Below are 21,741 nucleotides of genomic sequence, written 5' to 3' on the forward strand. Positions count from 1 at the left end.
GGATGAAATATAGAGAAAATCTTTTTTGAATCAAGCTGCCACCTGCTTTTGGGATGTTGGTCGCTTACCCGTTATGTTCGAGCGGAGCGGACGATTTTTGAACTCCTGGCAACTCATCCCCGTCGTTTCCTTGAACACCTTGCTGAAGTAATACGGATTGTCGAAGCCGACCATTTTCGCGATTTCGTACGCCTTGTAGTTGGTATGAAGCAGCAGCTCCTTCGCTTTTTCGATACGGATATTGTTCAGGTAGCTCGTAAAGTTCACGCCGATTTCCTGCTTGAACAACAGGCTGAGATAGCTCTTGTTGATCTGCAAATAATCCGCCAATTGCGACAGCGAGATATTCTCGTCATAATGTTGCTGCAAAACCGGAGGCTTTTCGCGATATGGACGGAGCAGATGTTGCGCTCGCCGTGCTGGCATATCTTTTTATAAACGTCGATCACATAGTTTTTCACTTCGTCGAATCCGGAAAAGTCGGCAAACGACTGCTGATTCAAAATCAGGTTGTTCGAGTCGAACAGCTCCGCATTCTCGCGGATCAGCTTGCCGAATGCGTTTTGCACCGTATCGACAGATTTTCGATTGTACAGCGAATGAAACACGTCCTCCAGAAACTTCTCCACCCGCTCGGCGTCCTTCAGCCGAACCAGCTTGTTCAACTGTTCCATATCGAGATGAAGGCTTCCGCATCCGTCAGGCGCATTCGTCCGGTCTTCGGCATAAATCGCGATCTCGTTTGTGAAGAAGCTCTGCTCCCGGGCGCAGCGGGACTGATCATAGAGCAGGCGCAATTGGTCGGGCGCGAAGCCGATGCTGCTGATGCCGATGAAGAGATGCTGGTTCAAAAACTGCTTCGTATTGTTTCGGACCGTCTGCACCATCCTTTTGATCCGCTCCGGCATGCCGTCCATCGTTTCGCCGCCGCTCAAAATGAAAATGATTTCATTTTTGCACAAGACGGAAAACACCTGAAACTCCTTGCTCTTGAGCGTCTCCAAAGCCATCGATTCGATCGTCTCTTCTTTGGTCAAATCCCATTTTCCGCTTCCGGTTCAGCGAAATTCAGCAGCATGGAAATAACGGCGAACGGGGGGCCTTGCAGCTTCCCGCTTAAGGCCGCAAGAATGCCTTCCCTTTCCCGCTCCGTTAGATTATCCTTAAAAAGACGGTACAAATTGGCGTGGAAGCCTTCGTTTTTCTTGTCGTTGACGGGCAGCGGCCGTTCGCTGTGAAAGGGTCCGGCCAAACTTTCAAGCGCTTCCAAAACTTTTTCCGCCGAAATCTCATGCTTCAGAATATACGCATTGACGCCCAGTTGAATCCCTTTCTGGGCATATTTGAAATCGTCATAGTTGGAAAGAATGATGACTTTTAACGACGGGCGTCTGCTCTTGAGTATCCGGATAAGCTCCAACCCGTCCATGAACGGCATCGAGATGTCGGTCAGCAAAATGTCCGGCTCGGTTTCGTTGAAAATTTCGATGGCTTCCGCCCCGTTCTTGGCGTCGCCCAACAACGTATAGCCTTTCTCTTCCCAAGGAATGATCGATTTCAGGCCCATTCGAACCAATATTTCATCGTCGACGATTAATACTTTCATCGTGAAGCTACCTCCAACGTTCGCAAAAAAATGGACGAAAATGATGACCGGATGAAAATACCGTCGATAAACCTGACATTTCTTCATAAATAGGAGGTTATGGTTTGGTGCTCGGCTCAAGCTTCCACAAATTTACCGTACGGATCTGTGCATGTTTGCTCCTTCTTATTGCCGGTTGCGGAACGCAGACGAAACCAGACTATAGCTATAATTGGAGGGCCTTCCAGGGCGAGCGGATTAACGTTATGCTCAGCCAACATCCATACTCGGCGGCCGTCGTGCAGCAGCTTCGCCAATTCGAGAGCATGACCGGCATAAAGGTGAATTATATCATAACACCGGAAGACTATTATGTCGACAAGCTCGATCTGGCTTTAAACGACCGCAGAGGAAGCCCCGATGTGTTTATGACCGGTTCCCATTACATATGGGAGCATGCGCCGAAGCGTCTGATGCAGTCACTCGACGAGTTTCTTGCGGATCCGGCGACGCTGGTGCCGGATTACGATCCACAGGATTTCGTGCCGAAGGTCGTCGATTCGCTCAAATGGAATCTGCTGGACGGCGATCCGGCCGGGACGGGCAGCCTGTGGGCCGTTCCGATCGGTTTTGAGCTAAGCTCCCTCGCTTATAACAAGCGGATATTCGGGCAATACGGCCTTGAGGCGCCGCACACGCTGAACGACCTGCTGAACCGGTGCGAAACGCTCCGCGGCAACGGCATCGACGGGTTATCGCTGCGCATCTCGGAAAATGGAACAGTCTTTCCTCCTCGTTTATTACGATGTTTGCGAACTTTGGCGCAAACGATTTCGTCATGGAGAACGGCCGGCTCCGTTCGGCGGTTAATTCGGACAAAGCCGTGGAAGCTACCGAGATGTGGGTAAAGCTGGTTCACAGCTGTTCTTCCGTCAGTTCCTGGCGGCAAAATCCATGGAATGAGGCGAGCGCCGATCTGGGCGCAGGCAAGGTCGCCATGCTGTTCGACGCCGACATCAACGCCTATATGCAAAATGTCGAAGGTTACTCCAAAGAATCGGGCAATATCGTCTTTACTCCGGCTCCGTTAGTCAATCCGAACGTCAAGGTCGCCTCCAATTTATGGGCATGGGGACTCGGAATGAACAATGCGTCCAATCACAAGGAAGCTTCATGGCTGTTCATGCAGTACTTCACCTCGAAAGACTTTATCCGTTGGGCCGCACTAAATGCCAACCTCGTTCATCCCGCACGCCGATCGGTTATGGCGGACAAAGATTATGTAAGGCATATCCGAAAAGTCGAAGGTTTGGAACAAACGTTGAATGAGCAGTTGGAGAACGCGAGGACGCTGTTTACGCCGCACGCTTCCTTCTTCGATACGACGAACGAGTGGGCCTCCGCCTTGAAGAAGATGGTCAACGGCGAGTATGCCGACACCCGGCAAGGTCTGGACGAGCTGAAGCGAAAAATCGACAACCTGTTGGACAAAGCCGGAACGTCGCAGTAAAGGCAGTTGTCCGGAAAGCATGAAACGGTCAGTCCGGTAAGAGACCCAAACTGACCGTCATGCCGCGGGTTTCGGGCACTGCCCGCCGGTCAGATTTTGATTTGCACTTTGAAGAGGTTCGGATCGCGGACAGAGTGGAAAAAGGATACGGTTTCTTCCAGCGAGATCTGTTTGGAAACCAGATGCCGGACTTCGATTCGTTTATCTTTCAGCCAGTGATACGCCGGAATGAACGTGTTGTTGATCGCCATCGAGCCGAGCAGCGTCCAGTCCTTGTTGTAAAGCTTAAAGGGGCTTACCTGCACCTTGGCCTTTTCCGGCGTCACGCCGAACTGCAGAAATTTTCCTGCCGGTCCCAAATAATCGAATGCCTGCTCGATGACGGCCGGGATGCCGGTCACATCCACGACGATGTCAAAGCCGTGCGGATAGTTCGCTTTGGACAGCGCATCTCCGACATCCCGGCTTAGAACCCCTTTGGTTGCGCCGTATCGGCATGCCATTTCCAGCTTGGATTCGGCGACATCCACGACGACAAGCTCCGATGCCCCCGAGCGGGCGATCGCCTGCACCAGCTGCTGCCCCATCGCGCCTGCGCCGAACAGCAGCACCCGGTCTCCGGCCTTGATCTGCAGCCGATTCATCCCATGCACGACACAGGCGAGCGGCTCGATAAACGCCGCCTCCGACATCGTCATCGTCGGCGGAATCCGCACCAGATTTTGGCCGGAACGACAACATACTCGGCCATCGTTCCGGCGGTCGTATTCCCCAGCGCTCCCCAGTTCTCGCATTGATTGCCGCGGCCGGTCAGACAGAACGGACAGGAACCGCAAACAGCGACGGATCCGCGCTCACCGCCTCCCCGATCTCCCATCCCGATACGCCTTCCCCCAGTTCATGAATCGTACCGGAAAATTCATGCCCGGGAATGATCGGATAAGGGGAAATAAAATCGCCTTCGAAAATATGAATATCCGTTCCGCAAATCCCCACGCTGTCTACCTTGATGGTGACCTCATGTTTGCCGGGCTTCGGGTAGGGAACCTGCTTCACGATCGCCTTTCGCGGTTCCTCAATCACAAGCGCTCTCATCGTTCGAATGGTCATTTCCGTTACCTCCGCATCGCTATTTGATTACCCTTTTACAGCTCCCATCGTCATCCCGCGAACCAACTGTTTTTGCGTGAACCACCCCAATAGCAGCGCGGGAACGACCGCAATGGACGCGACCGACGACATTTTGGCCCAGAAGAGCCCCTGCTGGGTCATGAAGGATGCCATGTGAACCGGCATCGTCGCCGCATTCGTGGCGGTTAAACTGACGGCAAGGAAAAATTCGTTCCAGGCGAAAATAAACGACAACAGCGCCGTCGAAATCAGGCCCGGTCTGACGAGCGGCAGCGTAATCTGAAAAAATGTCCGCGTATCGGATGCGCCGTCCACTCGCGCGGATTCCATCACTTCGAGCGGAACCTCCTTGAAGAAAGAGCGCATCATCCATACTACAAGAGGTACGTTCATCGCCGTGTATAGGAAAAACAGCGCCCACAAATTGTCCAGCAGACGTATTTCTTTAAGCAGCATATAGAGCGGGATAATAATGCCCGCCACCGGCAAAAATTTCGTGGACATAAACCAGAACAACACATCCTCGGAACGTTTCAGCTTGAACATGGCCAGACCGTAAGCCGCCGGCACACCCAAAAGCAACGCGAACAGCGTCGAGGTCAGCGTCACGATGACGGAATTGCCGAAGAAGGCCGCCACTCCGCTGTCCCAAATAAGCCGGTAGTTCTCCATGGTCGGAGAGAACAGCAGCGAAGGCGGCATTTTGACGGCATCGCCCTCCGATTTGAACCCGGTCATGAGCATCCAGAGCACCGGATAGAAGTAAACGACGGCCATGACATAGGTCAGCAGCGTCAACAGCGGGGCAACGACTTTTTCATGTCAGCTCTCCTTGAAACGTTTTGCGTAAAAACTTGAACAGCGCTGTCATCAGCACGATGGTCATCAGCACGATGATGACGCCGACTGCGGATGCTCCGCCGACGTCCCAGCCCTGGAACCCGACCCGGTATACGAAATACGGAAGGTTCGTGGACGCATAGCCCGGCCCCCCGGCCGTCGTCACGTAAATTTCGCCGAAGGTTTGCATAATGAAGATCAATCCGAGCAGCACCGCAACCTCGATATATTTCAGCAGGTGCGGCAATATCACATGCTGAAACCGCTGCAAGGCGTTTGCCCCATCCAGGTGAGCGGCTTCCATGACGTCATCCGGCACGGACTGGAGACCCGCCAATAAAATCAGCATAAAGAACGGAATCCATTGCCAGGCGACCATCAATACGATCGTCATTAACGGATAAGACGCCAGCCAATCGATCAACGGAAAATGAAACAGCGAAGCAAAGTAAGCCGTCAATCCGAAACTCGGATTTAAAAGCATCGTTTTCCACACAATGCCTGCCACGGCCGGCATAATAAAGAATGGCGACACCAGCATCGTGCGGACGATTCCTTTGCCGAAAAAATCCCGGTTCATCAAGAGCGAGAAAACAAGACCTACGACGAGACATACGATCAGCGCTCCGCCCGTCAACAGAAACGTGTTCCCCAATACCTCATAAAAAGCCGCATCCGACAAAATTTTCGAGTAGTTGCGTATACCTGAGAAGGTGATCCCTTTGTCGGGCCGCATCAGGTTCCAATCGTGCAAGCTGTAATAAATGGTGACCAAAAACGGGATTTGCGTAATGAGAGCAACGAAAATAATGCTCGGCCACAGCAGCCGCCTCACCGGCGGAGCGAACCCTTTTTTGTCCGGGATGCCTGTTGGTTTATGCATATTCATCAACCCTGGTTCATTATTTTTACACTATTTCTTGTATCCGCCGTCAACGGCCACTCGTTCCGCCCTGGCCTGCGCATCCTTCATCGCTTGCTCCACCGTTTTGCTGCCTGCGATCGCTGCGGCGATATCCTGGCTGACCTCGGTGCCCAATTGCTGAAACTCCGGGATCGCGACATACTGAATGCCGACATACGGCACCGGCTTCAGGGACGGTTCCTTATAGTTCGTGCTGTTCATCGCTTCCAGCGTGATGTCGGCAAACGGAGCCGCTTTCTTGTAATTCTCGTTCTCATACGTCGATTTCCGCGTTCCTCCGGGAACGACCACCCAGCCTTCCGACTCCCCGACCAGCTGGATGTATTCTTTGCTTGTTGCCCACGTCACGAATTTGAACGCGGCTTCTTTGTTTTTGCTGGATGCTTCGATGCCGAGCGCCCAGGACCACAGCCAGCCGTTGTTGTCTTTGGCCTGGCTCGGCGCCAGCGCATAGCCTACTTTACCCGCAATCGTGGAAACCTTCGGGTCTTCAAGGAAGCCGGCAGCGGTCGTCGCATCGTACCACATGGCCGCTTTTCCCTGCTGCATCAGCGTCAACGCTTCCGTAAAGCCGGTCGTCGTCGCCCCCGGCTGTCCGGCCGCAGCCAGAAGGTCGACATAGAATTGGATCGCCGCTACGGTTTCGGGACTGTCCAGCTGCGCGTTCCAGTTTTCATCGTACCAGCGGCCGCCGAACGCATTGATAATCGTGTTGACCGGCGCCAGCATTTCACCCCAGCCCGGGAGACCGCGAATAATAATGCCCGGTTCGTTGTTTGCCGCTTTCACTTGCCTTGCGGCTTCGGCCACTTGCTCCCAGGTCGGATTTTTCGGAATTTCGACACCGGCTTTCGCCAGCTTCTCCTTGTTGTAGTACAGGATGCTGCTCTCCGCGTTGAACGGAATGGCGTAAAGATGGTTGTCATAGGAGAGCGCGTCGCGGATGGAAGGGAATATGTCTTCCAGATCGTACGCTTGTTTCTCTTCGTCCGACATATTGGACAAATAGGGATCCATATTTTCGATCCAGCCGTTTTTCGCCCAGATCGGCGTATCGTAGGTTCCGATCGTCACGATGTCAAATTTGCCGGCTCCCGAAGAGACGTCCATCGTCACTTGCTTGCGGAGATCGTTCTCGGGCAGGACGACATAGTTGACTTTAATGCCCGTTTGTTCTTCGAAAACGGGAGTCAGCTTCTGCATAATTTTCATATCCGGATTGTTAACGGTTGCAAGAGTTAGCGTCACACCTTCGAATTCCTTCTTGTTATCGCTTTTATTCGCGGCGGATTGGTTTGCTGCCTGATCGCCCGCGTTCGTTTCGCTACTGCCTCCGTTGCCGCCGCCTGATGTGCCGCAACCGGCGAGGACCAGGACGAACACGAGCAGCAACGCACTTAACATTTTGAATCTCTGCACCATTTTCATTCCCCCATAGCTTAATTAAGGCGTTAACCTTAGCTCCATCATAATTTAGGATGAAAGGGGTTGAAATGAACGCGTTTTGGAATTGATATACGATTTTTTTATAAAATGAAAGCGTTTTATTTAACATTTTGTATACTGGAGTGCGTCATGAAGTGCATCAATGATCCAAAAATATTTTACCAAATAATAGAAAAGACCCTTTCGGGTCATCGCCACTTTCTATCGTTGGACGACGCCAGGAAAGAGTCTTGAAAGTAAGTATGTCAGGTTACAATCACCCGAATGCCCCGCTCTCGAAGCTGGTCCAGCTGATCCGGCGGCGCCTTCGAGTCGGTAATGACGGTGTGTACTTGATGGGAGTCCACGATCCGGTAAAAGGCGAACGTGTCGAATTTGCTATGATCGACAAGCGCCACGACATGCCTGGCGTTATCGATCAGCTTCCGCACCACTCTCGCCTCCTCCATGCTGGGCGTAGTAAAGCCTTTCTCCACACCGAAGCCGTTCGCGCCGAAGAACACATACTCCGTATAGACGCCGTCAAGCGATTTCTCGGCCGTTTCGCCGATCAGCGCGAACGTGTTGGGCCGCAAACGGCCGCCTGTCATAAACAACTCGATGCCGGGGCGGCCCATAAGCGCCGTGGCCACGTTGACCGCGTTGGTGACGACCGTCAGCGAGGAACGGTCCCGAATATGCTCGGTTATCCGGCCGGCGGTCGTTCCCGGAGCGATCGCCACGACCATTCCGTCCCGAATCAGCTTGGCGGCCTCGGCGGCAATCGCCGATTTCTCGGCCGCCAGCCGATCCTCCTTCTCGACAAAGGACGGTTCGATAAACAGCTTCTCGTTGAGCACAGCCCCGCCATGACTTCTGATCAGCCAATTGTCCTGCTCGAGCTTCTCGAGATCTTTTCGCACCGTCACCTCGGACACCGACAGCGCGGAGCTGAGAAACGACACATCGACGCTTTTATGGCTTTTCAAATAATCGAGAATAAACTGCTGCCTTTCCAGGCTGCGCATCTTTCGTTGCTTCCGCTGCTCGCCCATCGCTGATTTTCCTTTCCATGATCCGAGCTGACGCCATCGATCGGCTCCGGAGGGTTTCGTTGCGGCACAGTTTCTAGTATAGGAAATTTGAAGCAGGCAGGCAATCAGCCGGGAAGCAGCATCATTTTGCCTTTGACGCCGCCGGGCGTCCGGTACAAATCGAAGGCCGCGTTAATTTCATCAAGCGGAAATGTCCGGTCGATCAGATCCTTGAAATTCAATTTGCCTTGCTTCAGAAAATGCAGCGTCGTCTCCCATTCCTTGCCGGGAAACGGGGCGCTGTAGGACATCCACGAGCCGGTCAGCGTAAATTCCTTGCGGTTCATCAGCTCAAACCGTTTCGGAGAAAACGTCAAATCCCGCACAGGCGTCCCGATAAAGCAAACTTTCGCCTTGTTCGCGGCGAGCTCGAAGCTTTGCTTTATCGTCGCATCGGAACCGGCCGTTTCGAGAACGACCTCATAACCTCTGCCGCCCGTAATCTGTCTCCAGCTTTCCTCAGTGGCAGCCCGCAGATTGTTCAGCACATAGTCCGCGCCCAACTTTCGGGCCAGTGCCAGCCGGTCATCGTCAATATCGAACACGGTGACCTCCCGGGCGCCCATCAGTTTGACCCATTGCAACGCCAGCAGGCCGATATTGCCGCCGCCGAGAATGGCCACTTGTCCGCCGCCTTCGAAACGAATGTGCTGCAGAGCATGAAGCGCCACGGAGGACGGTTCGACGAAGGCGGCTTCTTCAAAGCTGACCGCATCGTCGAGCGGGATCGCGTTCATTTCCGGCAGGACGACGTATTCCGCCCAGCTTCCGTTCACCCGCGAACCGATAAACGAGTAAGATTTGCACTGCGCATAATTTCCGGCCTGACAATCGTGGCAGCGGAAGCAAGGCATGAGCGGCACGCCCGCTACGCGATCGCCGACCTTCACCCTGGAAACGCCTGCTCCGATCCGTTCCACCACGCCGGAAAATTCGTGACCGAGCACGATGGGATAATGATGGGCCGCATTGCCGAGCACTCTCGGCAGGTCCGAACCGCAAATGCCTGTCGCCTTCACCTTCACCAAAATTTCATGCGGCTGAAGAGACGGAACCGCAACGTCCTCCACCCGGATTACATTCCGCGCATGCAGCACCGCTGCTTTCATATGCGTCACCCACCCATCCTTGGAAAAGATCTTTCAGCCGTTCGTAGCATTCCAGATAAAGCTCGAAGACGTCGCGGTAAATCCGTTCGTTGTCCGCGATCGGCGTCTGTTCGCGCTGCATCCGAACCGTCCTTGCGACCGCATCCTCGCCGTTCTTGTAAACGCCGGAGCCGATACCGGCCAAAATGGCCGCGCCCAAGGCCGCCGCCGAATCGGAGGACGGAATTTTAAACGTCTTGCCGGTGACATCCGCTTTGATCTGCGTCCACAGCGTGCTGTTGGCCGCTCCGCCGACGCTGTGCAGCGCATTCACGGGAACGCCGGACGCTTCGGCCGTGACCAGATTATGCCTCAGCGCCATGGCGCAGCCTTCCATGATCGCCCGGATCATATGGCCTTTCGTCGTTTCGAAGCTTAAGCCGAGAAACACGCCGCGAGCATGCGGGTCCCAGATCGGCGAGCGTTCGCCCGCCATGTAGGGCAGAAACAGCAGCCCCTCGCTGCCGGGGCGGATTCGCGAAGCCGCTTCGTTCGCCGCTGCGAAGAAATCGTCCTGCGCATCGCCGGCAAACTCCCTTTTCAGCCAATTCAGGCTGCCGCCGCCGACCGTTCCGCCCTGAAGAATCCATCGGTCCGGCAGCACATAGCCGCTGAGAATCAGCTTGTCGTTTTTGACCGGGCGATCCATCACAATGCTCATGCCGCCGGCTTGCCCGCCTTGCTCCTGCACCTCGCCCGGCAGAACCGCGCCGGCTCCCAGTGCGGCGCATGCCGCATCCAATCCGCCCGCGACGACAGGCGTCCCGGCTGCCAGTCCGGTTTCCGCAGCTGCCGCAAGCGTGACCTCGCCGACTACATCGCTGCACCGATAGATCGGCGGGAGCAGCTCGGGGGCGATGCCCATCCGCTCGCACAGCGTCTCGTCCCATGCGAGCGTTTCGATGTTGAACGCATGAAACCCGTTGCCCTGCGATACGTCCAGGGAATAGCGGCCGGTCAGCTTATAGACGATATAGCCGTTGCATTGAAGCACCTTCTCCGTCCGGCTGTAAATATCCGGCTCGTTCTCTTTGATCCACAGCACTTTGCCCGTAACGTACGAAGGCGATATCGGATTGCCCGATACCGCGAACAATCGCTCCGCACCGATCCGCTCCGCGATCGTTTCGCACTGCCTGACCGTTCGCCGATCCAGCCAAATCATGGCGTTGCGCAGCGCCCGGCCTTGCCGGTCCACGGGAACGGCCGCCCCGCTCATGCCGTCCACGCCGATGCCCTTGATATGTGCCGGATGAATACCGGTACGGTGAAACATTTGACGGAGGCCGTCGCAAACGGCCTTCCACCAGTCCCCGGGATTTTGCTCGACGCTGCCGGGCTGCGGGTAATGCGTCGGATAGCGGGTCGTTCCCTGGAACAGAATGTCGCCGTCCGGCGTAAACAATGCGATTTTGCAGCCCGATGTCCCGACGTCGATGCCGACCAAAAAAGAATTCGCGATGTCCATCGCCCCCTTTCCCGATTACCGGGCCGGCTACGCTTTGCCCGCGCATCCGCTCAACCGCATTTTCTCCTGCGCCAAACGTTTGACGGTTTGTTTGGCTGCCGACATATACGAACGGGGATCGAGATCGTCGGGGTTTGCGGCAAACGATTGCTGCAGCGACAATGAAAATGCGTTCTTCAGTTCGGTCGCCACATTGATTTTGGCCATACCGAGCGATACGCACCGTTTGATCTGCGCCTCCGGAATGCCGGAGCCGCCGTGCAGCACCAGCGGGACTTCGACTTTACCGGCAATGTCCTCGATCCTTCGAAAATCGATGTCGGGCTCGCCTTTATAAATGCCGTGCGCGGTGCCGATGGCCGGAGCCAGCGTCGGAACCCCCGTCAGTTCGACGAATCGTCGGCACTCCTCCGGATCGGCCAGCGTGGCCTTATCGTCTTCCACACGGATGTCGTCTTCCACGCCGCCGACTTTGCCCAGCTCCGCCTCCACATTGACGTTCAGCGCGCGCGCGACCTCGACGACCTTGCGGGTCATCTCCACATTCCGCTCGAACGGATGCATCGACTGGTCGATCATCACCGAAGTGTAGCCTGCGCGCATACATTGCAAAATCAGCTCGAAGTCTTGGCAATGATCGAGGTGCAGCGCGATCGGCACGCTGACCCTCCTGGCCGCCGTCTGCGCGGCACCGACAATATACTCGATGCCCAAATGTTTGACCGTTCCGACCGTCGTTTGCAAGATCAATGGAGAACGGCTCTCCTCGGCCGCTTCCACGACAGCCTGCAGCATTTCAAGCGTATGGACGTTGAAGGCGACGATGCCGTAGCCCCGTTGTCTGGCCTCGATCAGTAACGGAGTTGAAGAAACCAAAGCCATGGCGGATGCCTTCCTTTCTGCAATTCGATTTTTTTAGAGGCCGGCAAAGGCTTGGATCGACCGTATATCCCGGATGCCCTCCATCGGCCCCCTCGCCGTTGTCGAGAGCGCGGCCGCCGCGTTCGCGAAACGGAGCGTCGTTTCCCAGGACCAGCCATGCAAATAACCGTATACGACTCCCGCGTTGAAGATGTCGCCGGCCCCGGTCGGATCGACGCAATCGACCCGGAATCCCGGCGCCGATACGGAAGCGGCGCCGTCGAGATAGACCATGCTGCCCTTCTCCCCCATCTTCCTGACGACCGTGCCGATCCCCTGCTCGTGCAGCCGGGCGGCCGCTTCATCCGCACGGTCGCAGCCCGTTAGCCATTCGAGCTCCTCCCCGCTCGGCAGCAGGATGTCCGTATGTTGAAGCACCGGATCGTACCAGCTCCGCCAGCTTCGGTCCTCGGCCAGCTCAGGCCGCAAATTCGGATCGAAGGTCACTATGCCGCCGTCTTGCTTGACCTGACCGATCGCATCGTAGATGAGGCTGCGGTAAGCTTCGTTGACCGTCAGGCTCGTGCCGCTGATATGCAATACCTTCGTTCCGGCCAAATATCGGGCGTCCGCGGGATGCCGGACGTCCACGGCGGCGGAATCTTTCATATGAAACAAAATTCGCGCGAGCCGTCGTCGAAATACGTGACAAATGCCATGCCGGTCGTCCTGGCGCTGCGGTAAACGCAAGAGCAGTCCACGGCATCTCGCTCAAGCCGATCGATGAGGCAGCGTCCGAACGCATCCTGGCCTACCGCCCCGACGATGCCGGCCTGCAATCCCCACTTGGCCGCCGCATCGATGAAGATCGCCGGCGCCCCGCTCGGATAAGGCCCGGCAAACAGCCCCGGCTCCGAAAGCGGGCAATTGGTCTCGGTCCGCATAATTTCGACCAGCATCTCGCCGATTGTAAACACCCGATTCACGCCCATCACCCCTCAAGGCTGCCTGACGGCGCCTTTGATGATATCGCCGTTCGCCGTAAGTTCGCGAGATCGATGTTCGCGATATCGCGAACTTGATCAATCGCGGTCAAAAAGTTACGAATCATTTTAAATAATTTCGATTTGTTTCGATTTTATAATAAGACTGCACGTTAACCTCTGTCAACAATTACGTTTTATTTCGAAAAAAATATTTTCGAAAGTTCTTCCTGGATCGCAATAAAGCGGGCGGTTCCGCCGGTCTGTCCAGACCTCGAAACCGCCCGCTTGTTCAGCTGTTCCAGTATGCCGTTAAGCCCCGCTCTTGTTTTTATTGTAAATGTCAAAGCTGACGGCAAGCAGCAGAACGAGCCCCTTGATTCCCTGCTGCCAGTCGATGCCGAGGCCGATCAGCGACATCCCGTTGTTCATGACGCCCATCACGAGACCGCCGATAATGGCGCCAACGACCGTTCCGATGCCGCCGGAAGCCGAGGCGCCGCCGATAAACGCCGCCGCAATCGCGTCCAGCTCGAAGTTGACGCCCGCCTTGGGCGTGGCGGCATTCAGCCTTGCCGCATAGATCAGGCCGGAAAGCGCGGCCAGCGCGCCCATGTTGACGAAAACCCAGAACGTCACCTTCTTCGTTTTGACGCCCGACAGCTTCGCGGCCTTCTCGTTGCCTCCGATCGCGTAGACGTGCCGCCCCATGACCGTCCTTTTCATCACGAACGTATATACCACGACAAGCGCGAACAGCAGAATCAGAATAAATGGTATACCTTTGTACCGGGCAAGGACAAACGTGAAAATATTGATCACCGCTACCATAACCGCCAGCTTCAGGACGAACCACGGCATCGGCAGCACGTCGAACCCGTACTTTTGCTGGGTGCGCCGGCTGCGGAGTTCCTGGACAACCGTCACGAGCGAGAGCGCAGCGCCGACGACAATCGTCAGCATATGAACGGAGTTGCTGCCGAAATCCGGAAGAAAACCGGTGCTGATCTTCTGAAACGCCTTCGGAAAGGGCGCGATCGACTGGCCGTTCAGCACGATCATCGTGAGGCCGCGGAACAGCAGCATGCCGGCAAGCGTAACGATGAAGGACGGAATTCTGACATAGGCGACCCAAAACCCTTGCCAAGCGCCCACGGCAGCCCCGATCAACAGCGACAGCACCGTCGCGGCGTAAAACGGCATGCCGTAATCCACCATCATAATAGCGGACAGCGCGCCGACGAATGCGGCGACCGAACCGACAGACAAATCGATGTGGCCGGTAATGATCACCATGACCATCCCGATGGCAAGCACCAGAATGTAGCTGTTCTGTTGAATCAGGTTCGTCACGTTGAGCGGCTTCAGCAAAATGCCGTCCGACAAAAACTGAAACAGCAGCGTGATCAACACCAGCGCGACGATCATTCCGTATTGCCGGATGTTCGTTCGGAACACATTCTTGATGACGTCCATCATTCATTCCCCTTGCCTTTCGTCATATATTTCATCAGCAATTCCTGGCTTGCGTCCTGGCGCCGGACTTCGCCGGTGAGGCGGCCCTCGCTCATCGTGTAAATCCGGTCGCACATGCCGAGAATTTCCGGAAGCTCCGAGGAGATGAGCAGCAGGCCCTTTCCTTCCGCGGCCAATTGATTCATAATCGTATAGATTTCATATTTGGCGCCGACGTCGATCCCCCGGGTCGGTTCGTCCAGCATGAGGATATCGGGTTCGGAAAAATCCACTTGCTGAGCACGACCTTCTGCTGGTTGCCGCCGCTCAGGTTGCCCGTTTTCTGCAGCACCGAGGGCGTTTTGATGTTCATTTTCCGGCGGAATGTCTCGGCGACCACAAACTCCTCGTTTTCGTTCACGACCGTATTGCGGGAAATCCGGACCAGATTGGCGAGCGTTATGTTCCGCTTGATGTCGTCGATCAGAATAAGACCGTATTGCTTGCGGTCCTCGGTTACGTAGGCGATCCCGTTGTCGATCGCGTCGCTGACGGTGCGAATCCGCAGCTCCCGGCCGTTCTTGTAGATTTGTCCGCTGATCTGGCGGCCGTACGACCTGCCGAATATACTCATGGCCAGTTCGGTTCGTCCCGCTCCCATCAACCCGGCAATGCCGACAATTTCGCCCCGGCGTATATGAAAATGGACGTCGTCGATCACTTTGCGGTCCTGCTGCGGATGATAGACATTCCAGTTGCGGACTTCGAAGATCGTTTCTCCGATGTCGGGCGTTCGTTCCGGATAACGGTTCGTCAAATCCCGGCCTACCATCCCTTTAATAATCCGGTCTTCGGTTACATGGTCCGCCCGCATATCCAACGTCTCAATCGTTTTTCCGTCCCGGATAATGGTGATCGAATCCGCCACTTTGGCAATTTCGTTCAGCTTGTGCGAAATGATAATCGAGGAGATGCCCTGCGCTTTAAGCTGCAGGATCAGCTTCAGCAAATTTTCGCTGTCTTCTTCGTTGAGCGCGGCCGTCGGTTCGTCCAGAATGAGCAATTGCACCTTTTTGGACAGAGCTTTGGCGATTTCGACCAGCTGCTGCTTGCCGACGCCCAAGCTTTGAATCAATGTGTTCGGATGCTCCTTCAAACCGACGGTTTCCAGCAGCGCCTTCGTTTTGACGAACGTCTCGTTCCAGTCGATAAAACCGCCGCGCTTCTGCTCGTTGCCGAGAAAAATGTTTTCCGCAATCGACAGATACGGAATGAGCGCGAGCTCCTGATGAATGATGACGATGCCCATCTGTTCGCTTTGCTTGATGTCTTTAAACTGGCAAATCCGGCCCTTGAACAGAATTTCGCCTTCGTAGGAGCCGTGCGGGTATACCCCGCTCAGCACCTTCATCAGCGTCGACTTGCCGGCGCCGTTCTCGCCGCAGAGCGCGTGAATTTCGCCTGCCCTAACCTTCAGGTTGACATTCTCCAGCGCCTTGACGCCGGGGAATGTTTTCGTAATCCGCCGCATCTCCAGGATCGCGTCCATCATCTCGTCACCCGGCCTTTCTTCCTTCAGGAAATGATTTAAAACGGGGCCGGAAATAACCCCGGCCCGCAGCTTCCTGCATTATTTCAATTGGTCTTCGGTATAGTAACCCGTGTCGACAAGCGCTTCCTTGTAGTTGGATTTGTCCACGGATACTGGCGTGAGCAGGTAGGAGGGGACGATTTTGACGCCGTTGTCGTACGTCTTCTCGTCGTTGACTTCCGGCGTCTGGCCGTTCAGAATCGCATCGGCCATTTTGACGGCGACTTTGGCCAGCTCCCGGGTATCCTTGAATACCGTTTGCGTCTGCTCGCCGGCAATAATCGACTTGACGGAAGCCAGCTCCGCGTCCTGGCCGGTGATGATCGGCAGCGGCTTGTCGGCGGAACCGTAGCCTACGCCTTTGAGAGAGGACAGAATGCCGATCGAGATGCCGTCATACGGGGACAGGACCGCGTCGACCCGTTCCGCGGTGTAGTTGGCGCTGAGCAGGTTATCCATCCGGGATTGCGCAACGCCGCCGTCCCAGCGCAGCGTGGCCGCCTGTTCGAACTTCGTCTGTCCGCTGCGGACGACCAGCTTGCCGGAATCGATGTACGGCTGAAGCACGCTCAGCGCCCCGTCGAAGAAGAAGTACGCATTGTTGTCGTCCGGCGATCCGGCGAACAGCTCGATGTTGAACGGCCCTTTTCCTTCTTTCAGGCCAAGCTTTTCTTCGATATAGGAGCCTTGCAGCACGCCGACCTTGAAATTGTCGAACGTGGCGTAATAGCTGACATGCTCGGTTTTCTTGATCAACCGGTCGTAAGCGATGACCGGAATATTCTGATCGGCCGCCTTCTGAATGACGTCCGTAAGCGCTTCTCCGTCAATGGAGGCAATGACAAGCAGCTTGACACCTTTGGTGATCATGTTTTCGATCTGGGAAACCTGGTTTTCGATAATGTCTTCGCCATATTGAAGGTCCGTCGAGTAGCCGAGCGCCTCGAACTCCTTCACCATGTTGGCGCCGTCGTTCACCCACCGTTCCGACGACTTGGTCGGCATCGCAATCCCGATGGTGCCCTTGCCGCCGCTCTTGCCGCCGGAAGAGCCGTCCGAAGCGGTCCCTTGAGCGCCGCCGTCATGGCCGCTTCCGCAAGCGGCGAGCGCGAGTACGAGTGCGAGCGCGATGATCCATACTGCTGCCGGTAATGTTTTCTTCACTTCAAAACTCCCCTTTCGTTTTGACTGAGAAAACTTTATCATGGCAGCGCTTCCATCGTCTTTCGACTAAAACGACACCTTTTTAAGAAAATATAGCTTTTCTTATGCATCCTCGCCGGCGGCTTCGCCTTTCCGGTAACGGTTCGGCGATACGCCTACCGCTTTTTTGAACGCCGTGCTGAAATAGTGCTGCGATTCGTAACCGACCGCTTCCGCGATGTCCGCGATGCTGCGGTTTGTCGACCCGAGCAGCTGGATCGCTTTCGAAATGCGAATCTGCGTCAGCAAGGCCACGAACGTGGTGCCCAGCTCTTGCTTGAACAGGCGGCTTAAATAGACGGAAGACACCCCGACCGCCTTCGCCACGCTTTCCAGCGACAGCTGCGGATCGTCATAATGGTCGCGCAAATATTGCCGCGCCCTGCGAACGACCGGCGAGATCGACGTTTCCTTGTATACGCCTCCCCGCGCTTTCCGATAGGCGGACTCCACTCCCCGAAAGCCGCCTTCCACCGGTACGGCCTGCGCCACCACGTGCAGCTTCAGATAGCGGACGACCGCTTGCTCGACCGAAGCGAACAAAGCGGTATCGGATGATTCCCATACGATAGCGCAGATGAATCCGAAATCATCGCGGAACAGCACGTGCGGGGACGGGGCGATCAGTTCTTCGGCGATATTTTCGATCGCAAACAGCATAAGCTGCCGGTCGCGTTCCGAGCGGACGGACTGCCCCAAGTCCACTTCCGGCCAGCGTACGATCCCGACCATCGCCGGGGGCGAGTCGGGCAGCAGCAAAAAACGGAGCTGCTCTTCGACTTCCTGAACGCTGATCGCGTTCTCGATCCATTCGTGGCAGAACCGTTCGCGCAGCAGCGGAATGTTTTTGCGAATTTGCTGCGACGCCAGCTTCAGATGCTTCTCCTGCGTCCGGGAACGCTCCAGCTGATCCCGGATGCCGCGCAGCACTTCGGCAAGCTGCTCCGGGGTTGCCGGCTTCAAAATATAATCGTCCACACCGTAACGAATCGCTTGCTGCGCATAACCGAACTCGTCATGCCCCGTCACGATGACGATCCGGCAGTCCGGCAGCTCGCGCCTGACCTCCTGAATGAGCGCCATGCCGTTCATGATCGGCATATTCAAGTCCACGAGCATCAGATCCGCTCTGCACTCTAGCGCCAGCTCCAGCGCCTCCTCGCCGTCCTCCGCCTCGCCGGCCACGGCAAAATCCATTTCGTCCCAATCGACGGCATCCCGCAGCCCTTCGCGAATGATCGGTTCGTCGTCTGCAATAATAACCTTCCATTTATATCCATTCACAGGTCATTCCTCCTCCGTCAGCGGGTAGACCAGTTTGACCGCCGTGCCTTTCCCGCGTTCGCTCTCGATGAACAGATCGGCCGCTTCCGCGCCGTAAGTCAGTTTAAGCCGCGCCTGCACATTGGCCAGCCCGTACCCGGAACGTGACGTTTCCATTTGCGCGTCCGTCCCGCGATCCAGCTTGCGGCGAATGTCTCCGAGCGTTTCCTTGTCCATTCCCGCGCCATCGTCGGCGACCGTCAGCACAATGCGGTCTCCCTGCCGCTCGCCTTTGACCGCGACGCTTCCCGGCCCTCTCCGTTCCTTGATACCGTGGTAAATGGCGTTTTCCACAATCGGCTGGAGGATGACCTTCGGCACGGAGCAATGGGCAATGTTCGGATCGAGATCGAGCGTATACTGCAGTTTGTTTTTGTACCGCTGCTTCTGGATTTGCAAATAGCTGCGGACATGTTCGAACTCCTCGGCAAGCGGGACGAATTCGTTTCCTTTGCTCAGCCCGATCCGGAACAGGCGGGACAGCGACTGCACCATCTCGGAGACATCCTCCGCCCCCTGCTTGCGCGCCATCCACTGGATCGTATCGAGCGTATTGTAAAGAAAATGAGGTTTGATCTGCGCCTGCAAAATGCGGAGCTCCGCTTCCCGTTTCTGCTTTTCCTGCTTCTCGGTCAATTGCAGCAAATCGTTAATTTTGGTCAGCAGGCTCGTGTAGCTGCGGCCAAGCATCCCGATTTCATCCCGGCTGTCCCCCCAATAACGCGTCGTCAAGTCGCCTGCCTCCGCCCGCTGCATAAACGTCATCAACCGATGAATCGGCCTTGAGATGGAATGCGACAGTGCGAATGAAGCCGTTATGCCGAGGAAGCAGACCACGAACACGAACGTTCCGACATACAGACGGATCCGCCGCGCTTCCGGAGCCGCCTCTTTCGTCGAAAACACGCCGATCGTCGACCAGCCCGTAAACGGGGATTTCCGGAAAATAAACTGCAGCTTTCGCCCGTTAACCGATTTCACGAATTCGCCGGACAGCTGCCCGTTCAGCCATTGGTTCGGAATGTTTTGAAACCCGAGCTGCTTCGGCACATAAATCGGATCGCCTTTTTCGTCCAGCACCATCAGCACCCCCGTTTTGCCCAAGCGAACATCCTTCGCCGTCTCCGCGACGACCCGCAGCTTCAGGTCGATTAACACGACGCCCAGTACCTTCTGCGTCTCCGGGTCCAGAATCGCCCTGACGGCGGACACGACTTCGCTGTCCTTGTAGTTGGCGTGCGTCGTCACGCTCCGCTTGTACGGATGGCCGACGATTTTGAATATGCCTCTTGCGGCTACCGCCTCCTGGTACCATGTCTCCAGCGTCAGATCTCCCGGAGCTTTGGCGTACATGTCGTTGCTCAAATACTCCCCTCTCGCGTTGACGACCATCAGTCCGGCGATTTCGGTCTGCAGCGTCGGAAAGCCGCGCAGAAATTGCAGCGCTTTCTCTCTGGCGGCCGTATCAAGCGGTTCCCGGCTCAGAAACTGGCGAATTTCCGGGTTGTAGGAAAGGAGATAGGTCGTGTTTTGGGCGCTGCTCATGTAAAATTCGAGCGACTTGTTCACTTTCGCAATGAGCTGCAGCGTATTTTCGTTCAATTGCCGTTCGATGACCCGATTGACGACCCAGTCCGTCAGGACGCCGAGCATCAGCGACGGGACGATCGTGATGAACAGAAAATGAATAAGCAGCTTGTAGCGGATCGGCAAATGCTTCATCTGCAAACGCTGGAAAAAAGGGACACCTTCATATCCGTTCATATCTTCCCGTTCCTTTCCCGTCTACCTGGCGTAAAAAAGCTCGACGTTGTCTTGGGTGACGTTCGTAATGCCGGTATCGATAAAGGGAGGGAGCGGGTGAACGCCGCCTTTCTCCTCGCTGCTCGGCTGGACAATCCCGTGCCGCAGATGAAACAGACCCAGCAGCGACCAGTAGCCCATATTCCAGGTGCCTTGCGCGAGCGTGGCGTCGATCGTCCCGTCCTTGACCATGTCCAGCGTTCCCTTGTCCGTATCGAAGCCGATTACGATCTTGCGGCTAGGCAGCTTCAGCTTCTTCATCGCCTGGCCGATGCCGACGCCGCCATTGGCTTGCGTGGCGAAGAAGCCGTCGAGTTCCGGATGGCGCGCGACGATGTCTTCGGCCGCTTGCCTGGAGGCGTCGATCGTCCCTTTCCCGTCGGCCACCTCCACAATGCTTAAGCCGGGAAACTCCTTGGCGATCGTGTCCTGGAAACCTTCGGTCCGCTGCCGGTGGTTCAACTGGTTTGGCTGCGTAATGACCGCGACGGTTCCACGGCCGCTGAGTCGCCTGGCCAATTCGCGGGCGGCGACGGCCCCGGCGCGGTAGTTGTCCGTTCCGACAAAGGACTGCGCGCCGCTTCCTTCCGCTCCCGAATCGAACAGCACAAGCGGAATGCCCGCCTTCGCCGCCTTGCCGATCGCTTCGTTCAGCTTTTCCGGATCGATCGCCGTGACGGCGATTCCGGCCGGCTTTCTGGCAATCACCTGTTCAAGCACCGTAATTTGTTCGATCGGATCGTACTGCGTCGCCCCCCGGAAATCGACCGCGACATTCAGCTTTGCGGCGGCATCCTCGAACCCTTTCATAACGGGCCGCCAATAGTCGATGTTCGACTGAAACGTCACCATCACGTACTGCTCCTCCACGTCGCCGACCAGACCGTCGGACGGCTTGCCAAGGCCGTCCTCTCCGCTGTTCCGGATGCCGTATTGCCAAAGAAAAAGCAAAAAGGACAACGTCAGTAATCCATACACGAACAGCAACAAAGACTTTTTCAAGGGAAAACCTCCTCGAGCGGTTATTTTTCGGCATGCCGAAGCACCGGTTTGAGATCGCTTTTTCTTAAACCGGCAGCGACTTTGCTTTCGGCAAACGAATGATAGCGCTTGCAAATCGGTTGCAGGACGGCTTCGAAGTGCTGTCGGAACGATGGGAAAATCATGCTCTACTTATGATCATTCACAAGTCATGTTACTGGTAATTCGATAAAATCGCGGGAAAGGCCTGCCTGGAAAACTTTTTCACCGGCCGTCAAGGATGTAAATCGTCCTCGTTTCGCGTTAATCCTTGATGGGACAAAAAGAAAAGCTGCCCCGCAGGTTTACCCAACCTCCGGGACAGCTTCAAGCGGCTTGCTATTCTTTTTAGACGAACAAGCTGCGGATAAACGAC

22 protein-coding genes and 1 pseudogene are annotated in these 21,741 nt (G+C 55.8%); 2 read left to right on the forward strand and 21 right to left on the reverse strand.

Features of this window, described 5'->3' with window-relative positions; all coding sequences use genetic code 11:
• Nucleotides 1-30: 30 nt before the first annotated feature.
• The 3 genes from PACILC2_RS07815 to PACILC2_RS07825 are packed head-to-tail and all read right to left on the reverse strand — an operon-like array spanning nucleotide 31 to nucleotide 1,606.
• Nucleotides 31-369 (reverse strand): helix-turn-helix domain-containing protein, encoded by a 339-nt coding sequence (locus tag PACILC2_RS07815; protein WP_244863344.1) that lies wholly within the window; start codon nucleotides 367-369, stop codon nucleotides 31-33.
• Entirely contained in the window at nucleotides 264-1,037 is a 774-nt protein-coding gene (locus PACILC2_RS07820; protein ID WP_213528452.1) for a hypothetical protein, read from the reverse strand. The genes PACILC2_RS07815 and PACILC2_RS07820 overlap by 106 nt, the downstream gene beginning before the upstream one ends.
• Nucleotides 1,034-1,606, reverse strand: coding sequence for a response regulator (locus PACILC2_RS07825; protein ID WP_213528453.1), 573 nt, complete (start codon nucleotides 1,604-1,606; stop codon nucleotides 1,034-1,036). Before PACILC2_RS07825 ends, PACILC2_RS07820 begins: the two co-directional genes overlap by 4 nt.
• Before the next feature lie 245 nt (nucleotides 1,607-1,851).
• Here PACILC2_RS07825 and PACILC2_RS27935 point away from each other — a divergent pair, with 245 nt between their 5' ends.
• Both PACILC2_RS27935 and PACILC2_RS27940 read left to right on the forward strand, forming a co-directional pair.
• Complete coding sequence (locus PACILC2_RS27935) at nucleotides 1,852-2,493, forward strand: ABC transporter substrate-binding protein (RefSeq protein ID WP_213528454.1); 642 nt, start codon at nucleotides 1,852-1,854, stop codon at nucleotides 2,491-2,493.
• Nucleotides 2,391-3,095: an extracellular solute-binding protein gene (locus tag PACILC2_RS27940; protein WP_213528455.1), complete on the forward strand. Its 705-nt coding sequence runs from the start codon at nucleotides 2,391-2,393 to the stop codon at nucleotides 3,093-3,095. Before PACILC2_RS27935 ends, PACILC2_RS27940 begins: the two co-directional genes overlap by 103 nt.
• An 89-nt stretch (nucleotides 3,096-3,184) precedes the next feature.
• On the opposite strand, the gene PACILC2_RS26570 is transcribed toward PACILC2_RS27940, so the two are convergent.
• The 18 genes and pseudogenes from PACILC2_RS26570 to PACILC2_RS07915 all read right to left on the reverse strand — a co-directional run bounded on the left by PACILC2_RS26570 (nucleotide 3,185) and on the right by PACILC2_RS07915 (nucleotide 21,347).
• Complete coding sequence (locus PACILC2_RS26570) at nucleotides 3,185-3,793, reverse strand: zinc-binding dehydrogenase (RefSeq protein ID WP_244863345.1); 609 nt, start codon at nucleotides 3,791-3,793, stop codon at nucleotides 3,185-3,187.
• Complete coding sequence (locus tag PACILC2_RS29260) at nucleotides 3,790-3,972, reverse strand: alcohol dehydrogenase catalytic domain-containing protein (protein WP_372447075.1); 183 nt, start codon at nucleotides 3,970-3,972, stop codon at nucleotides 3,790-3,792. The genes PACILC2_RS26570 and PACILC2_RS29260 overlap by 4 nt, the downstream gene beginning before the upstream one ends.
• A complete protein-coding gene (locus tag PACILC2_RS26575; protein ID WP_244863346.1) occupies nucleotides 3,906-4,205 on the reverse strand; it encodes an alcohol dehydrogenase catalytic domain-containing protein in 300 nt (99 codons plus the stop codon). Before PACILC2_RS26575 ends, PACILC2_RS29260 begins: the two co-directional genes overlap by 67 nt.
• A gap of 27 nt (nucleotides 4,206-4,232) precedes the next feature.
• Nucleotides 4,233-5,024, reverse strand: a complete 792-nt coding sequence (locus PACILC2_RS07845; protein WP_244863347.1) for a carbohydrate ABC transporter permease — start codon at nucleotides 5,022-5,024, stop codon at nucleotides 4,233-4,235.
• 19 nt (nucleotides 5,025-5,043) lie between these two features.
• Nucleotides 5,044-5,949: a carbohydrate ABC transporter permease gene (locus PACILC2_RS07850; RefSeq protein WP_213528456.1), complete on the reverse strand. Its 906-nt coding sequence runs from the start codon at nucleotides 5,947-5,949 to the stop codon at nucleotides 5,044-5,046.
• Between the two features lie 30 nt (nucleotides 5,950-5,979).
• A complete protein-coding gene (locus tag PACILC2_RS07855; protein WP_244863348.1) occupies nucleotides 5,980-7,413 on the reverse strand; it encodes an ABC transporter substrate-binding protein in 1,434 nt (477 codons plus the stop codon).
• A gap of 269 nt (nucleotides 7,414-7,682) precedes the next feature.
• Complete coding sequence (locus tag PACILC2_RS07860; RefSeq protein ID WP_062490106.1) at nucleotides 7,683-8,471, reverse strand: DeoR/GlpR family DNA-binding transcription regulator; 789 nt, start codon at nucleotides 8,469-8,471, stop codon at nucleotides 7,683-7,685.
• Between the two features lie 104 nt (nucleotides 8,472-8,575).
• Nucleotides 8,576-9,619: a galactitol-1-phosphate 5-dehydrogenase gene (locus tag PACILC2_RS07865; protein ID WP_213528457.1), complete on the reverse strand. Its 1,044-nt coding sequence runs from the start codon at nucleotides 9,617-9,619 to the stop codon at nucleotides 8,576-8,578.
• Nucleotides 9,543-11,126, reverse strand: a complete 1,584-nt coding sequence (locus tag PACILC2_RS07870) for a xylulokinase (RefSeq protein ID WP_244863349.1) — start codon at nucleotides 11,124-11,126, stop codon at nucleotides 9,543-9,545. The genes PACILC2_RS07865 and PACILC2_RS07870 overlap by 77 nt, the downstream gene beginning before the upstream one ends.
• Before the next feature lie 27 nt (nucleotides 11,127-11,153).
• Nucleotides 11,154-12,008 carry a class II fructose-bisphosphate aldolase gene (locus PACILC2_RS07875; protein WP_213528458.1) on the reverse strand — a complete coding sequence of 285 codons (855 nt, stop codon included), beginning with the start codon at nucleotides 12,006-12,008 and terminating at the stop codon, nucleotides 11,154-11,156.
• 33 nt (nucleotides 12,009-12,041) lie between these two features.
• On the reverse strand, nucleotides 12,042-12,656 hold the full coding sequence (locus PACILC2_RS07880; protein WP_372447076.1) for a carbohydrate kinase family protein: 615 nt from the start codon (nucleotides 12,654-12,656) through the stop codon (nucleotides 12,042-12,044).
• Nucleotides 12,653-12,973: a PfkB family carbohydrate kinase gene (locus PACILC2_RS07885; RefSeq protein ID WP_213528460.1), complete on the reverse strand. Its 321-nt coding sequence runs from the start codon at nucleotides 12,971-12,973 to the stop codon at nucleotides 12,653-12,655. The genes PACILC2_RS07880 and PACILC2_RS07885 overlap by 4 nt, the downstream gene beginning before the upstream one ends.
• Before the next feature lie 309 nt (nucleotides 12,974-13,282).
• A complete protein-coding gene (gene mmsB, locus PACILC2_RS07890) occupies nucleotides 13,283-14,446 on the reverse strand; it encodes a multiple monosaccharide ABC transporter permease (protein ID WP_213528472.1) in 1,164 nt (387 codons plus the stop codon).
• Nucleotides 14,446-15,977: pseudogene (mmsA, locus tag PACILC2_RS07895) on the reverse strand (multiple monosaccharide ABC transporter ATP-binding protein). Before mmsA ends, mmsB begins: the two are co-directional and overlap by 1 nt.
• A gap of 78 nt (nucleotides 15,978-16,055) precedes the next feature.
• Nucleotides 16,056-17,180, reverse strand: a complete 1,125-nt coding sequence (gene chvE / locus PACILC2_RS07900) for a multiple monosaccharide ABC transporter substrate-binding protein (RefSeq protein WP_213528461.1) — start codon at nucleotides 17,178-17,180, stop codon at nucleotides 16,056-16,058.
• A gap of 102 nt (nucleotides 17,181-17,282) precedes the next feature.
• Nucleotides 17,283-18,503: a response regulator gene (locus tag PACILC2_RS07905; protein ID WP_213528462.1), complete on the reverse strand. Its 1,221-nt coding sequence runs from the start codon at nucleotides 18,501-18,503 to the stop codon at nucleotides 17,283-17,285.
• A 3-nt stretch (nucleotides 18,504-18,506) separates the two neighbouring features.
• On the reverse strand, nucleotides 18,507-20,306 hold the full coding sequence (locus PACILC2_RS07910) for a cache domain-containing sensor histidine kinase (RefSeq protein WP_213528463.1): 1,800 nt from the start codon (nucleotides 20,304-20,306) through the stop codon (nucleotides 18,507-18,509).
• Between the two features lie 21 nt (nucleotides 20,307-20,327).
• Nucleotides 20,328-21,347: a substrate-binding domain-containing protein gene (locus PACILC2_RS07915; RefSeq protein ID WP_213528464.1), complete on the reverse strand. Its 1,020-nt coding sequence runs from the start codon at nucleotides 21,345-21,347 to the stop codon at nucleotides 20,328-20,330.
• Nucleotides 21,348-21,741 lie beyond the last annotated feature (394 nt).

Source organism: Paenibacillus cisolokensis (assembly GCF_018403665.1).
GTDB classification, from domain to species: Bacteria; Bacillota; Bacilli; order Paenibacillales; family Paenibacillaceae; genus Paenibacillus_AH; species Paenibacillus_AH cisolokensis.

What these genes read in the sequence shown, in the direction of transcription:
- PACILC2_RS07825 (WP_213528453.1), bottom strand. Translation starts at nt 1,606, where the DNA reads ATGAAAGTATTAATCGTCGACGATGAAATATTGGTTCGAATGGGCCTG.
- PACILC2_RS27935 (WP_213528454.1), top strand. Translation starts at nt 1,852, where the DNA reads ATGCTCAGCCAACATCCATACTCGGCGGCCGTCGTGCAGCAGCTTCGC.
- PACILC2_RS27940 (WP_213528455.1), top strand. Translation starts at nt 2,391, where the DNA reads ATGTTTGCGAACTTTGGCGCAAACGATTTCGTCATGGAGAACGGCCGG.
- PACILC2_RS26570 (WP_244863345.1), bottom strand. Translation starts at nt 3,793, where the DNA reads ATGACGATGTCGGAGGCGGCGTTTATCGAGCCGCTCGCCTGTGTCGTG.
- PACILC2_RS29260 (WP_372447075.1), bottom strand. Translation starts at nt 3,972, where the DNA reads ATGGGAGATCGGGGAGGCGGTGAGCGCGGATCCGTCGCTGTTTGCGGT.
- PACILC2_RS26575 (WP_244863346.1), bottom strand. Translation starts at nt 4,205, where the DNA reads ATGACCATTCGAACGATGAGAGCGCTTGTGATTGAGGAACCGCGAAAG.
- PACILC2_RS07850 (WP_213528456.1), bottom strand. Translation starts at nt 5,949, where the DNA reads ATGCATAAACCAACAGGCATCCCGGACAAAAAAGGGTTCGCTCCGCCG.
- PACILC2_RS07855 (WP_244863348.1), bottom strand. Translation starts at nt 7,413, where the DNA reads ATGGTGCAGAGATTCAAAATGTTAAGTGCGTTGCTGCTCGTGTTCGTC.
- PACILC2_RS07860 (WP_062490106.1), bottom strand. Translation starts at nt 8,471, where the DNA reads ATGGGCGAGCAGCGGAAGCAACGAAAGATGCGCAGCCTGGAAAGGCAG.
- PACILC2_RS07865 (WP_213528457.1), bottom strand. Translation starts at nt 9,619, where the DNA reads ATGAAAGCAGCGGTGCTGCATGCGCGGAATGTAATCCGGGTGGAGGAC.
- PACILC2_RS07870 (WP_244863349.1), bottom strand. Translation starts at nt 11,126, where the DNA reads ATGGACATCGCGAATTCTTTTTTGGTCGGCATCGACGTCGGGACATCG.
- PACILC2_RS07875 (WP_213528458.1), bottom strand. Translation starts at nt 12,008, where the DNA reads ATGGCTTTGGTTTCTTCAACTCCGTTACTGATCGAGGCCAGACAACGG.
- PACILC2_RS07880 (WP_372447076.1), bottom strand. Translation starts at nt 12,656, where the DNA reads ATGAAAGATTCCGCCGCCGTGGACGTCCGGCATCCCGCGGACGCCCGA.
- mmsB (WP_213528472.1), bottom strand. Translation starts at nt 14,446, where the DNA reads ATGGACGTCATCAAGAATGTGTTCCGAACGAACATCCGGCAATACGGA.
- PACILC2_RS07910 (WP_213528463.1), bottom strand. Translation starts at nt 20,306, where the DNA reads ATGAACGGATATGAAGGTGTCCCTTTTTTCCAGCGTTTGCAGATGAAG.